General features: G+C 45.3%; 12 protein-coding genes. 6 read left to right on the forward strand and 6 right to left on the reverse strand.

All coding sequences use genetic code 11. From position 1 onward, the window contains the following. Window positions 1-150: 150 nt before the first annotated feature. Window positions 151-669, reverse strand: coding sequence for an NUDIX hydrolase (locus ACQEXP_RS08130; RefSeq protein ID WP_269374918.1), 519 nt, complete (start codon window positions 667-669; stop codon window positions 151-153). 62 nt (window positions 670-731) lie between these two features. Beyond that, on the reverse strand, window positions 732-1,199 hold the full coding sequence (locus ACQEXP_RS08135; RefSeq protein WP_426969328.1) for a GNAT family N-acetyltransferase: 468 nt from the start codon (window positions 1,197-1,199) through the stop codon (window positions 732-734). A 168-nt stretch (window positions 1,200-1,367) separates the two neighbouring features. On the opposite strand from ACQEXP_RS08135, the gene ACQEXP_RS08140 reads away from it, so the two are divergent. Further along, window positions 1,368-2,366, forward strand: a complete 999-nt coding sequence (locus ACQEXP_RS08140) for a 2-hydroxyacid dehydrogenase (protein WP_426969329.1) — start codon at window positions 1,368-1,370, stop codon at window positions 2,364-2,366. 47 nt (window positions 2,367-2,413) lie between these two features. Here ACQEXP_RS08140 and ACQEXP_RS08145 read toward each other — a convergent pair whose 3' ends face one another. Next, entirely contained in the window at window positions 2,414-4,774 is a 2,361-nt protein-coding gene (locus tag ACQEXP_RS08145) for a Lon protease family protein (protein WP_426969331.1), read from the reverse strand. A gap of 205 nt (window positions 4,775-4,979) precedes the next feature. Between ACQEXP_RS08145 and ACQEXP_RS08150 the strand changes: the two genes are divergently transcribed. Continuing rightward, entirely contained in the window at window positions 4,980-5,474 is a 495-nt protein-coding gene (locus ACQEXP_RS08150) for a hypothetical protein (protein ID WP_426969333.1), read from the forward strand. Window positions 5,475-5,487: 13 nt separating this feature from the next. Then, window positions 5,488-7,110 carry an ABC transporter ATP-binding protein gene (locus ACQEXP_RS08155; RefSeq protein ID WP_426969335.1) on the forward strand — a complete coding sequence of 541 codons (1,623 nt, stop codon included), beginning with the start codon at window positions 5,488-5,490 and terminating at the stop codon, window positions 7,108-7,110. A 151-nt stretch (window positions 7,111-7,261) separates the two neighbouring features. Here ACQEXP_RS08155 and ACQEXP_RS08160 read toward each other — a convergent pair whose 3' ends face one another. From ACQEXP_RS08160 to ACQEXP_RS08170, 3 genes are all read right to left on the reverse strand, one after another. Continuing rightward, the gene (locus tag ACQEXP_RS08160; RefSeq protein ID WP_426969337.1) at window positions 7,262-7,441 is read right to left on the reverse strand and encodes a hypothetical protein; all 180 of its coding nucleotides are present in this window, start codon (window positions 7,439-7,441) and stop codon (window positions 7,262-7,264) included. Continuing rightward, entirely contained in the window at window positions 7,428-7,733 is a 306-nt protein-coding gene (locus tag ACQEXP_RS08165) for a hypothetical protein (RefSeq protein ID WP_426969339.1), read from the reverse strand. The genes ACQEXP_RS08160 and ACQEXP_RS08165 overlap by 14 nt, the downstream gene beginning before the upstream one ends. Window positions 7,734-7,843: 110 nt before the next feature. After that, window positions 7,844-8,743, reverse strand: a complete 900-nt coding sequence (locus tag ACQEXP_RS08170; RefSeq protein WP_269374926.1) for a LysR family transcriptional regulator — start codon at window positions 8,741-8,743, stop codon at window positions 7,844-7,846. Between the two features lie 153 nt (window positions 8,744-8,896). On the opposite strand from ACQEXP_RS08170, the gene ACQEXP_RS08175 reads away from it, so the two are divergent. The 3 genes from ACQEXP_RS08175 (at window position 8,897) to ACQEXP_RS08185 (ending at window position 14,840) form a co-directional block, all read left to right on the forward strand. Continuing rightward, window positions 8,897-10,588, forward strand: coding sequence for an L-lactate permease (locus ACQEXP_RS08175; RefSeq protein ID WP_426969341.1), 1,692 nt, complete (start codon window positions 8,897-8,899; stop codon window positions 10,586-10,588). A 162-nt stretch (window positions 10,589-10,750) separates the two neighbouring features. Beyond that, window positions 10,751-11,890 (forward strand): FMN-dependent L-lactate dehydrogenase LldD, encoded by a 1,140-nt coding sequence (gene lldD / locus ACQEXP_RS08180; protein ID WP_426969343.1) that lies wholly within the window; start codon window positions 10,751-10,753, stop codon window positions 11,888-11,890. A gap of 100 nt (window positions 11,891-11,990) precedes the next feature. Next, the gene (locus ACQEXP_RS08185; RefSeq protein WP_426969344.1) at window positions 11,991-14,840 is read left to right on the forward strand and encodes an FAD-binding and (Fe-S)-binding domain-containing protein; all 2,850 of its coding nucleotides are present in this window, start codon (window positions 11,991-11,993) and stop codon (window positions 14,838-14,840) included. Window positions 14,841-14,981 lie beyond the last annotated feature (141 nt).

Here is a 14,981-nt window from a genome sequence, read left to right on the forward strand (position 1 = left end):
TAATTCAATTACTTGGATAAGTATAGAAAGAATATGAGAATTCTGTGTGCTAAATTGAATCCGCACCACATTAACTCACAAATAGCTAAGAAGAGAGACAACCTTTCAGAGCCTAAAAAAGCCTGCATGGGCAGGCCTTGGGAGAGAAGCTTAAAGCATTTCTTTGACGATTAAGTGAAGTAAGAAGGTTTCTCGTTCAATACTCAACCCCTTTTTAGGGCTTTCGGCCATCGTCTTCTCGTTGTGAGCGATAGCGTCGTGAATATTTTTCCACACAGCTTTCATACCATTCTTGATTTCATAATCTTCGTAATTGGTTTCACCTAACTGGCGGTCAATTTTGCAACTGTAGCAATGTGAAATCATATGAACGATGTCCGCATCCTCTTTATGCCAAGGACGAAACTCTTCATAGATGCCAAACGGCTTGATGGCATGAATGTTCTGTGCGCCAGTCTCTTCTTCGAGTTCTCGAACCATACCAGCAATGACATCTTCGCCTTCGTCAAGGCCACCTCCAGGGATGGTATAGTCATGGTAACGCTCGGTGTATAGGAGGAGTATGTCCTCGCCATCAATCACGATAGCTCGGGCAGCGTTACGCTTATAGATAATCTTGCCATCCAAATGGTCTATGTCAGGATGAATCGTGGTCTTGAGGTGTCTCATAAATTTACTACAACTGAAGGTTTGTCTTGATTTTAACACCTGTAGTCTGCCGACATAACCCCCTACAGAGGCATGAACATTATATGCTGTGGTCCCGCTGCGCCGCCCAGATACAATTGATGGCTATCTTTGAAACCATTGTTGACATAGCACTGGTACGCTACCGTATTTTTGCAATTAACGGTTAGATAAACAGCGCTAAAATTCGGATATTGTTCACTGAGATATCCAGCCAACTTCGACATCGACTGACCGCCGATCCCTTTTCCCTGATAACCACTATCGATTAAAAACGCGCGAAATCCAACAGCATCAGAGGGTGAAAAATCGTAATTCTGCCCATAAGTGGTATCAATGAGAAAAATACCAACGACCTTCTCTTGTAGCCAAACTAAATGAGGATGAACCTTATCATCTGCATTAAGTAGTACTTCTTCTATGGTGCCGACATAAGGAAGCTGCTCTTTTTCTATGCTCAGGTTCATCACTTGTTCCAAATCACTGCTTTTCATCGGAGCTAATTGGATCATTTATTCTCTCGCTTCCACTATATCCATTCATTCAAACCATATATATCAACTATTTAACTCATTAATCAAGTAAACAAATCCCCCAAAAAATTCGTGGTTTATTTTCACGTAAATTAGGTATTCAATAGGGCTGTTACTCTCCTTTTCTCTTTTGAGAGGTTTTTCCAAATGATAGATGTCGCAGTTTTTAGTTCTAAGTCCTATGATGAAATTTCATTTTCCAAAGTTAACGAGGGATATGGATTTAACCTCCATTTCCATGAGTTTCCTCTGACGGTAAAAACAGCCAAAATGGCTCATGGAAGCCAAGTGGTCTGTGCCTTTGTTAATGACGACTTATCGTCACAAGCATTAGAAGTACTCGCTCAACAAGGGGTCAAAGTGGTTGCAATGCGCTGTGCTGGCTTCGATCGCGTCGACTTGAATCGAGCCAAAGAGTTGGGCATCCAAGTGGTGCGTGTGCCTGCCTACTCCCCTGAGTCCGTCGCCGAGCACACCGTAGGTCTGATGATGAGCCTCAACCGTCGTTTCCACAAAGCTTATCAACGAACCCGAGACGCGAACTTTAATCTTGAAGGCCTAGTGGGTTTTAACTTCTATGGCAAAACGGTGGGGGTTATTGGCACTGGTAAGATTGGTATAGCAACAATGCGTATCTTAAAAGGACTTGGTATGAAGATCCTCTGCCATGACCCTTATGAAAACCCACTTGCTTTGGAACTCGGTGCGACCTATTGCTCTAAAGAGGAATTGTTTGCAAACAGTGATGTGGTTACTCTCCACTGCCCAATGTCGCAAGACAACTACCATCTGCTGGATGAAACCGCATTCGAACAGATGAAAGACGGTGTGATGATCGTCAATACCAGCCGAGGGGGTTTACTCGATTCAGCGGCCGCGGTTGAAGCGTTAAAACGTGGACGAATCGGGGCATTAGGTCTCGACGTTTACGAGCATGAGAAAGAACTGTTCTTCCAAGACAAATCGAATGATGTCATTGTTGACGATGTCTTCCGCCGTTTATCTGCTTGCCATAACGTACTTTTCACTGGTCACCAGGCATTCTTGACTCATGAAGCCCTTGGCAATATTGCCGAAACAACACTGGGAAATATTGATGCATTCGGGAAAGGCGTTGCCTCAGGTAATGAAGTGATTGAACTTTAAACCCATCGAAAAAAAGAGCCCATTTGTGGGCTCTTTCATCTCGTTATTTACTTACGCAATGCGTTGAGTTTCGCCTGTGCGATACCAAAAACGGTATCAATTGGGTAACTTCCCTCATCACTCGGTTCACCAGCTGGCTTGCCAGTAAACAGTTCAATGGCCTCTGTTACATGGTCTATTGCCCAGATGTGGAATTCACCTCGTTCTACAGCCTTGACGATATCAGGTCGCAGCATCAAGTTGTGCATGTTAGAGCGAGGGATAATCACGCCCTGCTGATCGCTACGTCCTTTGATGGTACATACATCAAAGAAACCTTCGATTTTTTCGTTTACACCACCAATAGGCTGAGACTCACCAAACTGGTTCATTGAGCCAGTAATGGCGATATCCTGACGGTTAGGTTGTTTGGAGAAAGCCGACACCACCGCACAAAACTCAGCCATACTTGCGCTATCGCCATCAACGCCACCATAAGATTGCTCAAAAGTAATGGTGGTACTCAATGGCACTTTCGCTGTTTTGCCAAAGACCGAGGACAAATAAGCGGTCAGGATCATGACGCCTTTTGAGTGTATGCTTCCGCCGAGATCAACGCTGCGTTCAATATCTATCACTTCGCCGTCACCGTAACAGGTCGTGGCGGTGATTCTATTTGGCGCACCAAACATATACTCACTGGTGCTCAGCACCGACAAAGCATTCACCTGTCCCACTGCCACTCCGTCAGTGTGAATCAAGGTTGTACCGTTGATGAAGCTTTCCATTACACTGTCTTTCAAACGACTAATGCGCAGCTCCTGATTCGCCAGTGCCTCTTCGACGTGGCTTGAACGAATCATGTTCGAATTAGCCTGTTTCGCGACATAGTTCGATTCACGCAGTAAATTGGCAATATTGGCCGAATGAAGCGAAATTTTAGTCTGATCACCCGCCAGTCTAGAGCTATGTTCAATGATGCGAGCAATCGCCTTACGGTCACAATGAAGCATGCCATTATCATTGACCACACTAGAGATAAAACGTGCATACTGAAGTTCAGAATCCGCATCGCGTTTCATCTCGTCTTCAAAATCTGCCGTCACACGAAATAGCTCACTGAACTCCGGATCATAATGTTGGAGCAACTGATAAGTACGGTAGTCGCCAAACAGAATGATTTTAACATCAAGCGGTATTGGTTCCGGATCCAAAGAGACGGTACCGGTCAGTGTCACCTCTTTCTCTAATGATGTGAAACTTAGCTGACGAGCCCGCAGTGCGCGTTTTAATCCATCCCAAACATAGGGTTGCTCTAGCACTTTTTGTGCATCCATGAGCAACACACCACCGTTTGCCTTATGCAGGCTGCCCGGACGAATAAGTGAGAAATCCGTGAAAACCGTTCCTTTGAAGGTTGCCGTTTCAATGTAACCAAACAGAGTGTGATAGTTAGGGTTCTCTTCTACCACAATAGGGAATTCGCTACTCTTACGGCTTACTAGAACGTTAACCTTGTATCGACGTGGTAATTTCTTATCTAAAGAGGCACTCGCAACTTCCCCTTGCTCAGCGCTCTGTTCTAGGAAAATATCCGCGTTCTCAACAATATCTTGCTGAAGTTCGGTTAAGTAACTCTTGATCGCCGGATAACCAGAATAGTCTTTCTTCAACTGTTTGATAAAGTGGGTAATCACATCGAGAGTCACTTCATCGTTGAGCTTCTTAATCTTTTCCGTGTACGCTTCTTCCCATTCAGTGAGTTGACGAACCATGTTTCTCAATTTGACCTCAAGCTCGTCGATGGTCTCACCAAAATACTCTTGCTCTTTCTTGCTCAGCGCATCAAAACTCTCTTCGTTGTGAAGCTCTTCACCGTTCATCGCCACAAACTGATAATCACCCTGAGTCGTGATCGTCAAGCTAATGCCCTTGGCTTTGGCATCTTTGGTGATAACTTCTAGTTCTGCTTCTTGCTTTGCTGCAAGCTGATTCTTCAACTTATCAGCACGGCTGTAATAAAGTTCGTTGTCAAAAGCTAATGGCATAGCATTGACCAGCTTAGACATCAGTTTTTCGATATCTTGCTTGAGTTTGCTACCTACACCGCATGGCAGTTTAAGGACACGTGGCGTACGAATGTCCTCAAAATTGGCGACATAACACCAATCGAACAAAGCGCTTTCATCATGCTGATGGCGGTTTAGATAACGCAGAATCATCGTTCTCTTGCCTAAACCATTTTGGCCAATAGCATAAATGTTATAGCCCTTCTCTTTTATCGACATCGCGAATTCGACTGCTTTTTGGGCTCTCTCCTGACCTACAATCTCATCGATAGGCGCCAACTCTTTTGTCGACTTGCTTTGCAATTTTTCTAACTCAGCATGTAGATATAGCTGATTGGCTTCAAGTCTTTGAATCGTCATCACTCTATCCTTATTGTTATGATTTTATAAAATCTAGTTTAGGCTAGATTCATTTATAATTTAGTGACTTACAACTAATTCATGTTTAAGTGCTTATTTTTTCGCCATTCGAGATGCAAAACATACGATTAAATGATAATTATTTGCATTCGTTAATAAGTTGTATTTAAATGCTAACTCATTACTGACTGCGGAGTATTTAGACATGGATTTGCAGCAATGCTGGACGCATTATCTAAAAGCACAACAATTGCTAGAGCAAGGCCACTGGCCAGAAGCCTACTACCTTTATGAAATCGTCCTCACTCATTTACCATCACACCTGCAAAACGCATTAGCGAGTGAAGACACTAAGCCCTGTCAGTTTAGTTGCTTAATCACTGGATTAAGAGATGCCGCGGTCTCTCAGTCAGAGATACTCAACAAGATGGGACAGCATCAACAAGCGTTTGATCTTCTCAACCAGACTTATGCTCACCTTCAGTTTGTCTCTATCGAGTCTTTTGAACTGGTGTACGCCACTCAACACATTATCCAAATTCAGTGTGAAGATTTATTGCGTCACATCGGCGCCTTTTGCAGTGCTCAGCGTAGCGCTCAATGGATGCTGGAGTTTGAGCATGTACAAAAGGCACACCACTATTTCTCGACACTGAAACAGCACAACACCGCGATGGAAAGCGCTTACTGCATTAACTAATAAGGAAATTATAATGTCCATGATGCCGATTCTTGAGGTTCGTAACCTGTCAGTTAGCTTCACCACCAACGACGGAATGGTTGATGCGGTGAAAAACATCAGCTTTGACCTATTTCAGGGCGAAACGCTAGCGATTGTGGGTGAATCTGGCAGTGGGAAATCCGTTTCGACCAACGCTTTAATGCAGTTGCTGCCAAAGAATGCTTTAGTTCACTCCCAATCGAGCATTGTGTTCGAGAATCAGCAGTTGCTCGATAAGTCTGAGCAAGATATGCAGGCCATTCGAGGAGATCGAATTGGCATGATTTTTCAGGAACCAATGACGTCACTTAACCCATTTATGCGTGTCGGTATTCAAGTTGCTGAAGCCATACTTTGTCATCGAAATGTCAGTCGCTCTCAGGCTAAAGAGAAAGTCCTCGAACTGTTTGATTTAGTTCACTTACCCAACCCTCAGCAAGCATATAAAAAGTATCCACATGAGTTTTCAGGTGGCCAACTCCAACGCATCATGATTGCGATGGCGTTAATTAACGAGCCCGACATTCTTATCGCCGACGAACCGACAACTGCGCTCGATGTGACGGTTCAAGCTGAAGTTCTCAACTTGATTAAGGAAATTCAGCATAAAATGGGGATGTCTATTTTGTTCATTACCCATGATCTCGGCGTCGTTAAGCATTTGGCTGACCGCGTGATCGTGATGTGCAAGGGTGACGTAGTTGAACAAGGGATTTGTGGCGAGTTGTTTACCAACCCTCAACACGCCTACACTCAAATGCTGATTGATTCCATTCCTAAAGGTCATAAGCACCCCATCGAACAGGATGCTCCAACGCTACTCAAAGCCGATGACATCCGAGTCAAGTTTCTGATCAAAAACCATTTTATTCCTAGTCGGGCTCAATATTTTGAAGCCGTTAAAGGGATTTCCCTTGAGCTTAAACAAGGAGAAACGCTGGGCATCGTCGGTGAATCCGGCTCTGGTAAATCGACACTTGGTCGAGCATTGATTGGTCTACTCCCTTCGACGGGCCATATTGAATTTAAGGGTCGAGATGTGAACCAGCTTTCACGTCAAGAACGATTTGAGCTGAAAAAAGAGGTTCAGATGGTCTTTCAGGATCCTTATGGTTCACTTTCGCCACGTATGACTGTCGGAGATATTATTACCGAGGCGCTCACTGTCCATCAGCCACAATTAACGAAACGCCAGCGAATGGCGCGCGCTCGAAAAGCGCTTGAAGAAGTTCGCCTCGATCCACACTCTATCAACCGATATCCACATGAGTTTTCCGGTGGTCAAAGGCAACGTATCGCCATAGCTCGTGCGCTCATTCTGGAGCCTTCATTCATTCTGCTTGATGAACCAACATCAGCGTTAGACCGTTCCGTTCAGTTAACGGTGATAGATTTGCTCAAAGACTTACAGCAAAAGCACAACATAGGTTTTATCTTCATTAGTCATGACTTGAGTGTAGTAAAAGCGTTAGCCGACCGCGTGTTGGTAATGCAAAAAGGCACAGTGATGGAACATGGGAGTGCAGAAGAAATTTTCCATCATCCTCAAAGTGAATACACCAAGAAATTAATTGCCGCCTCTTTTGAACTGGAAGATTCAACTCAAGCTGCCTAAACTAAAATAATTCGGTTTGGCCGCCGACGAAAAGCCGACGCAAGGATGCGTCGGCGTTTTTTATTGGCGTATAAGAAATCGAGCAACCCAAGGTTTATAAATCTTATTTATCCATACCTCGATTAACACTTATAAATAGAGCGGACACCAATCAATTAAGATCAATATCGTTTCTCTGTGCTAGTTCTTCATGAAAGCGTTCTATTTTTCTTCTAATTTCGTGTTTAACAGGCTGCTGTTTGGACTCAATATTGTTTTTCAATGCTCGTTCGACGGCTTCATATAGCAATAACACTTTGTCATCAATATCACCACTTTCATCCGTTTTCATCTTGCCCCCTCAACTCCAGCGCTTGCTGTTGCAGCTTCTTTAGTTCAGATAGCGACTTGTGTAACAGTGAGAGTTTGGTAGTAAGTTCTGACAAAATCAGCGATAAAGCGGAATCACTAGTAGGGACGCTGTTAAGCATTTCATCGATAATTTTCTGCTGTTCAAGCACAAACTTCTTGTTTTTCCAGTCGACTTTTTCTGAGGAAATATATTCAGAAATAACTTCTCCTCGGTACTTTTTAATTTCACTATCAGTTTTATCTGACAGTTGAGCCTTAAATACATCATCCATAAACGACCCCAGCAAATAAGCATGTGGCCATCATACTAATGGGTGCGTGAATAATAATGCAATCTATCAGAAAAAAATCCTACTTTTCGTACAAAAGCAGGCACATGTAATTAGAAATAGTGTGAGATAGCCAAATATCGAGTCCGAATATGTTCTATTAACAACTTTACTTTGTTTGGGGGCTGGCGGGTAAACGGGTAAACAGCATAAATACCCAATCTCTTTCCGACTTGTTCGGGGAACAGATCAACTAACTGTCCGTTACGTATATCGTGATACACCAAGCACCTAGGTACGTAAGCGATACCATGCCCACCTAACGCTGCTTTTCGAAGTGCTGTCGCATTATCCGTTGAGAAACTACCACTGACTCTCACAATATAATTGTCATCTTGGGCCTTAAACTCCCACTCGCTCGCTCCGGTCGTTTGATAGGCATATTGAAGACAGTTATGCCGAGTGAGATCTTGTGGTTCGATAGGCTTGCCATTACGAGCAATGTAAGACGGTGACGCGCAAACGACCCATTGTGAATCTAAGATGTGGCGTGCGATTAATGAGGAGTCTTCTAAATAGCCCGTTCGGATAACTAAGTCATACCCTCCTTCAACAAGATCAACGAAGCGATTATCAAGTGACATGTCTACCGTTAACCCCGGATGCAAGTTGCAAAACTCCGCTACCGCGTCGGCCAAAATCAGATCTCCGGAGATGGAGGGGACAGACATCTTGATATGTCCGCTGATATTTTCGCCAAAGCCTGAAACTGCATCCATAGCCTCTTGCGCGGCCTGTTTCACATTTTTGGCACCATTGGTTAACGCCTTACCCGCTTCTGTGAGCGTTAATTTGCGCGTTGTTCGATACAATAGCTGAACGCCAAGTTCTTCCTCTAATCTGGCGATTCTTTTGCTAACTACTGAGTTTGTAAGGTTATTTATATCAGCAACCTTACTGAAGCTACCCAATTCTACGACCTGAGAAAACAGGATTAAGTCATCTGCACGCATTGATTATGTCATTTTTGGAATTAATTATTTTCATTATTTCCCTATATCAATAAAAAATAAAGGGGTAAATTCACCGACACTTAACAAAATTATCACAAATATAAAATCTAAGAGGCTGCGAAGGCCCTTATTGAGAATGTAAAGGACGTACCAATGAGTGAAACAATTCTAGCTCTCGTGGCTTTCTCACCAATTGTGGTGGCAGCCATTTTACTGGTGGGCCTCAACTGGCCTGCAAAACGCGCCATGCCTGTGGCATTTGGTCTGACTGTCGTCATTGCGCTTTTCGCATGGGATATGACCACCACACGCGTACTCGCCTCTGTACTTCAAGGACTGGGTATCACCGTCTCCGTTCTATGGATCGTGTTTGGTGCAATATTCTTACTAAACACACTGAAACATACGGGCGCGATTTCAACGATTCGTAACGGTTTCACCAACATATCTCCAGATCGCCGTGTACAAGCCATCATTATTGCTTGGTGCTTCGGTTCTTTTATTGAGGGCGCTTCAGGGTTTGGTACTCCAGCCGCCATCGCTGCGCCATTGCTTGTTGCCATTGGCTTCCCTGCTCTTGCTGCGGTGTTAATGGGGATGATGATTCAATCGACACCTGTCTCTTTTGGTGCAGTGGGAACGCCGATTATCGTCGGCGTAAATAAAGGCCTAGATACTCACAACATTAGCCAAGCACTGCTAGCAAATGGCTCGACTTGGGACGCGTATTTACAACAAATCACCTCAAGTGTTGCGTTAATTCATGCGGGTGTGGGTACCTTGATGCCTGTGCTGATGGCGGTGATGCTAACGCGCTTCTTTGGTAAAAACCGTCGTTGGAGCGAAGGCCTTGATATCTTGCCGTTTGCTATCTTCGCAGGTCTCTCGTTTACCGTACCATACGCATTGACAGGGATTTTCCTGGGTGCAGAGTTCCCTTCCCTTATTGGTGGCTTGGTCGGTCTTGCCGTTGTGGTTTCCGCAGCGAAGCGTGGCTTCTTAGTTCCAAAAACCACATGGGATTTCGAAGAAGAAGCAAAATGGCCGACTGAATGGCTAGGTTCACTGAAGATGGATCTACAAGAGAGCACCGCAAAACCAATGAGTATGGTACTAGCTTGGTTACCTTATGTTCTGCTCGCGGTAATTTTAGTGGCAAGCCGTGTTAGCGCGGACTTCAAAGCGCTGCTCGTTTCTGTCAGCCTCTCATTTAGCAATATTCTGGGTGAAACTGGGGTAAGCACAGCGATTCAGCCACTTTACCTACCCGGCGGTATTCTGGTATTCGTTGCTCTCATTGCAGTGTTACTCCAATCACGCAATGCGGCTCCGCTTGCAAAAGCCTTTGGTGAGTCAAGTAAAACCCTTATCGGTGCTGGTTTCGTGCTTGTATTCACGATTCCAATGGTGCGTATCTTCATCAACTCAGGTGTCAATGGTGCGGATCTAGCGAGTATGCCCGTCACCACTGCTAATTTTGCCGCGGGTCTAGTTGGTGATGCTTTCCCAGCATTAAGTGCGACTGTGGGGGCTCTCGGTGCCTTTATCGCAGGCTCAAATACCGTCTCCAACATGATGTTTAGCCAGTTTCAGTTTGAAGTCGCCCAAACTTTGACTATCTCTAGTGCGGTTGTCGTTGCACTTCAAGCTGTCGGCGCGGCAGCGGGTAACATGATTGCTATTCACAACGTCGTTGCGGCTTCAGCCACCGTGGGTTTGCTTGGGCGCGAAGGTGCCACACTGCGTAAGACGATTCTCCCAACCATTTATTATTTAGTTGTCACAGGCATCATCGGTCTTATCGCCATATACGGCCTACGTGTCACTGATGCACTAATGCACTAACTCATTGATCTATGGTGTTAATACTCAACTCCCCCTGACAAGACCCCTGCCAGTGTGAAAGCGCTAGCAAATTCACGAGTATTAACGCCACCTTACTTAGATGTCGACCATACTAACCCTTCAGAGAAAGGGTGTTGCAACAAGATTAATAGGAATGACTTTATGATTATCTCTGCCTCAACTGATTACCGTGCTGCTGCGAAATCCAAGCTGCCTCCGTTTCTTTTCCATTATATTGATGGCGGTTCTTATGGCGAACACACCCTACGCAAGAACACCGAAGATCTTGCTGATATCGCGTTAAAGCAGCGTGTGCTCAACAATATGTCTGACCTAAGTCTCGATACCGAAATTTTCGGCGAAAAATTAGCCTTGCCAATTGCCCTTGCTCCAGTTGGTCTGACGGGGATGTACGCACGTCGCGGAGAAGTTCAAGCCGCAAAAGCCGCAGCCAACAAAGGTATCCCATTTACCATGTCGACAGTCTCGGTGTGCCCTATCGAAGAAGTTGCCCCTGCAATTCAACGTCCGATGTGGTTCCAGTTGTACGTACTAAAAGATCGCGGCTTTATGAAAAACGTACTAGAGCGAGCCAAAGCCGCTGGTGTAACGACATTAGTATTTACGGTTGATATGCCAGTTCCAGGGGCGCGTTACCGTGATATGCACTCGGGAATGAGTGGCCCAAATGCAGCGGCGCGTCGTGTTTTTCAGGCAATGCGCCACCCTAGCTGGGCATTTGATGTTGGTCTATTGGGTAAACCGCACGATCTTGGCAACATCTCTACCTACCGTGGTGAACCAACCAAACTTGAAGATTATATTGGCTGGCTTGGTGAGAACTTCGATCCATCAATCTGTTGGAAAGATCTAGAGTGGATTCGTGACTTTTGGGATGGTCCGATGGTGATTAAAGGGATTCTCGATGAACAAGACGCTAAGGATGCGGTGACGTTTGGTGCTGATGGGATTGTTGTCTCTAACCATGGTGGTCGTCAGTTAGATGGTGTTCTCTCTACCGCGAAAGCCTTGCCGACCATCGCAGATGCGGTTAAAGGAGACCTGAAAATCTTTGTAGATTCGGGGATACGAACAGGTCTTGATGTCGTCCGCATGTTGGCACTAGGCGCGGATTGTACATTGCTCGGTCGCTCTTTTGTCTATGCATTAGCTGCACAAGGTCAAGCAGGTGTCGAAAACCTACTTGATCTGTATGAGAAAGAGATGCGCGTCGCAATGACTCTGACTGGAGCCAAAAGCATTCAGGATCTCAGTCGCGATTCATTGGTCAACATCAAATAATGACAATAGGTGTCATAGCCAAAATCCCTTGTCTGTGGCACCTTTAACCTGCTGAAAAGAAAACAACAATATTGACATCAGCATGTACAAGGAAGCCAACATGTCGAACCAAACTCACCCGTCTGATAGCGATGGCCTTTATCAACAGTTAGAATCTCTACTAGCGGTTGAAATTGATCCACAACGCATCATTACCCAACACGCTAAGCGCCTCGCTTACGGCACTGATGCCAGTTTTTATCGCCTTGTTCCACGCATCGTATTACGCCTAAAAACACTCGATGAAGTGATTTATACCATTCAGTGCTGCCGTGAAATGAACATTCATTTTACCTTTCGTGCCGCTGGCACCAGCTTATCTGGTCAAGCTGTCTCTGACTCTGTATTGATCACCCTAACTGATGATTGGCGTGGGCATAAGATTATTGATAATGGCAATAAAATCTTGCTCCAGCCGGGTGTTATCGGTGCAGATGCAAACAAATACCTTGCTCCTTTCAAGCGCAAAATTGGCCCTGATCCTGCGTCAATCAATACCTGTAAAATTGGTGGTATTGCGGCAAATAATGCGAGCGGCATGTGTTGCGGTACCGCACAAAACTCTTACCGTACCATTGATTCCATTAAAGTGGTCTTTAGTGATGGCACACTGCTTGATACCTCGTGCAAAGAGAGCATCAGTGCGTTTCATTCGACCCGCCCAGATATCATTCAAGGTCTCCGTCAACTGGTTGAAGAAACGCATCAGAACCAAGAATTGCGTGAACTTATCACGCACAAATACCGCTTAAAGAACACCACGGGATATGCTCTGAATGCCTTGGTCGACTTTCACGACCCTATTGAGGTGCTAGAACACTTAATGATCGGTTCTGAAGGTACGTTGGGTTTTATTGCAGAGATTACTTACAACACCGTCATTGAACATGAGTTTAAAGCGTCGTCTCTGTTGGTGTTTGCTGATATAGAAGAGGCTTGCCAGGCTGTCACGACGCTATCACACACACCTGTCGCTGCGGTTGAGTTGATGGATGGTCGAGCATTGCGCTCAGTGGCAGACAAATCTGGTATGCCAGAGTTTATCCAACATCTTGATCTCGAAGCGGCGGCGATACTGGTTGAAACCCATGCCAGTAACCAAGCGGATATTGATACTCAATGCCAGCAAATTATGGATTCTTTATCCGATTACCACATCATTGAATCGGTACCATTCACCCTCGATCCAAAAACGGTTGCCACGCTATGGGGGATCCGTAAAGGTATGTTCCCAGCCGTTGGTGCCGTACGAGAGGTAGGAACCACCGTTGTTATTGAAGATGTCGCTTTCCCAGTCGAAAACCTTGCAAACGGCGTACGAGACCTTCAAGCGCTGTTTGATAAATATGCCTACAGTGAAGCGATCATATTCGGGCATGCGCTAGAGGGAAACCTCCATTTCGTCTTTACCCAAGGCTTTGACTCTCAACAAGAGATCACGCGCTATGGAAATTTCATGGATGATGTGGCGGAATTGGTCGCTGTCAAATACCAAGGTTCTCTTAAAGCGGAACATGGCACTGGTCGAAATATGGCCCCCTATGTCGAGCTGGAATGGGGCAAAGCTGGTTATCAATTGATGCAAAAGATCAAAGCGCTTTTCGATCCTCAAGGCTTGCTTAATCCTGGCGTCATCATTAATGATAATCCCCAGTCACACATTGAAAATCTCAAACCGATGCCTGCCGCGGATCCACTCGTCGATCGCTGTATTGAATGTGGTTTTTGTGAACCCGTCTGTCCATCACGTACGCTAACTCTATCCCCTCGCCAACGAATTGTTCTCTATCGCGAATTGCAGCAACGACGCGCTCTTGGAGAAGACACTGCCGCCACAGAGTTGGAACAGATATTTGAATATCAGGGGATTGATACATGTGCAGCTACAGGTTTATGTGCTGACCGCTGTCCTGTAGGGATTAACACTGGCGACTTGGTCAAACAACTACGCACAGCAAAATATCGTAAGTTCACCCCTATTGCTAAGTGGACTGCCGATCATTTTGCGACCACAACGGCGTTAACCCGAGCATCTTTAAAAGCAAATCAAATTGCAGTAAAGGTGATTGGAGAAAGTGGCGTGGCAAGCCTAACCAACGGTGTCCGTAAGCTAGCCAACAATAAAACCCCTGTTTGGTTACCTGAAACTCCACAAGCCAATCAACATAAGATCAATAAAGCGATGGAACTGCTGGTCCGTTCGGATAAGAAAGTCGTCTACCTACCCTCCTGCGCGTCGCGCACTATGGGCCAGCAAAGTGATGCGGCTGATCAGCGATCATTAACAGAGGTGACATTGTCACTTATAAAGAAGGCAGGTTTTGAAGTGATTATCCCAGAATCACTCAATGACCAGTGCTGTGGTATGCCTTATGACAGCAAAGGGATGACCGACATTGCGCGTAATAAAGTGCAGCAGCTTGAGAATGCGCTTTGGAAAGCCAGCTACGAAGGTGAATACCCCGTACTTATGGATACCAGTCCGTGTGCAAAACGCAGTATTGAGCATTTCACAAAACCACTGGAAATCTTAGAGCCAACGGGCTTCGTCACTAAGTACTTATTAGACCACCTCACCATTACGCCTAAGCAGGAAACCGTCATGTTGCACGTAACGTGCAGCTCTCGCCGTATGGGGTTAGAGAGTGATATGGTCACGCTGGCTAAAACATGCGTTTCCGATGTGGTCGTCCCTGAACATATCTCTTGCTGTGGTTGGGCTGGCGATAAGGGCTTTACCACTCCTGAGCTGAATCAAGCGGCAGTTCATCCGCTTAAGGCGCAAGTTCCAAAGGGATGTCAACGCGGATTTAGTAACAGTCGTACCTGTGAGATTGGTTTGTCCCATCATAGTGGTATCGCATATCAGTCAATACTCTATTTAGTCGATGAGGTGAGTTCTCCCCAATAAACAGAGCTTAGACATAACTTAACAATAATGAATGAAACAGCAGTAGCATTCACTTAGATCTTACTCTCAACTCTACACTGTTACGCAGGCTTAGAGGCCGCGATAGGTTCATAATCAAATTCGATTATGAACCTATCAGCC

The sequence above is a fragment of the Vibrio sp. TRT 1302 genome (genome assembly GCF_050113875.1).
GTDB lineage: Bacteria > Pseudomonadota > Gammaproteobacteria > Enterobacterales > Vibrionaceae > Vibrio.

Bases quoted from the DNA above. Each gene is read 5' to 3' on its own strand.
- ACQEXP_RS08150 (WP_426969333.1), top strand. From the start codon at position 4,980: ATGGATTTGCAGCAATGCTGGACGCATTATCTAAAAGCACAACAATTG.
- ACQEXP_RS08135 (WP_426969328.1), bottom strand. From the start codon at position 1,199: ATGATCCAATTAGCTCCGATGAAAAGCAGTGATTTGGAACAAGTGATG.
- ACQEXP_RS08185 (WP_426969344.1), top strand. From the start codon at position 11,991: ATGTCGAACCAAACTCACCCGTCTGATAGCGATGGCCTTTATCAACAG.
- ACQEXP_RS08140 (WP_426969329.1), top strand. From the start codon at position 1,368: ATGATAGATGTCGCAGTTTTTAGTTCTAAGTCCTATGATGAAATTTCA.
- ACQEXP_RS08130 (WP_269374918.1), bottom strand. From the start codon at position 669: ATGAGACACCTCAAGACCACGATTCATCCTGACATAGACCATTTGGAT.
- ACQEXP_RS08155 (WP_426969335.1), top strand. From the start codon at position 5,488: ATGTCCATGATGCCGATTCTTGAGGTTCGTAACCTGTCAGTTAGCTTC.
- ACQEXP_RS08170 (WP_269374926.1), bottom strand. From the start codon at position 8,743: ATGCGTGCAGATGACTTAATCCTGTTTTCTCAGGTCGTAGAATTGGGT.
- ACQEXP_RS08165 (WP_426969339.1), bottom strand. From the start codon at position 7,733: ATGGATGATGTATTTAAGGCTCAACTGTCAGATAAAACTGATAGTGAA.
- ACQEXP_RS08175 (WP_426969341.1), top strand. From the start codon at position 8,897: ATGAGTGAAACAATTCTAGCTCTCGTGGCTTTCTCACCAATTGTGGTG.
- ACQEXP_RS08145 (WP_426969331.1), bottom strand. From the start codon at position 4,774: ATGACGATTCAAAGACTTGAAGCCAATCAGCTATATCTACATGCTGAG.
- lldD (WP_426969343.1), top strand. From the start codon at position 10,751: ATGATTATCTCTGCCTCAACTGATTACCGTGCTGCTGCGAAATCCAAG.
- ACQEXP_RS08160 (WP_426969337.1), bottom strand. From the start codon at position 7,441: ATGAAAACGGATGAAAGTGGTGATATTGATGACAAAGTGTTATTGCTA.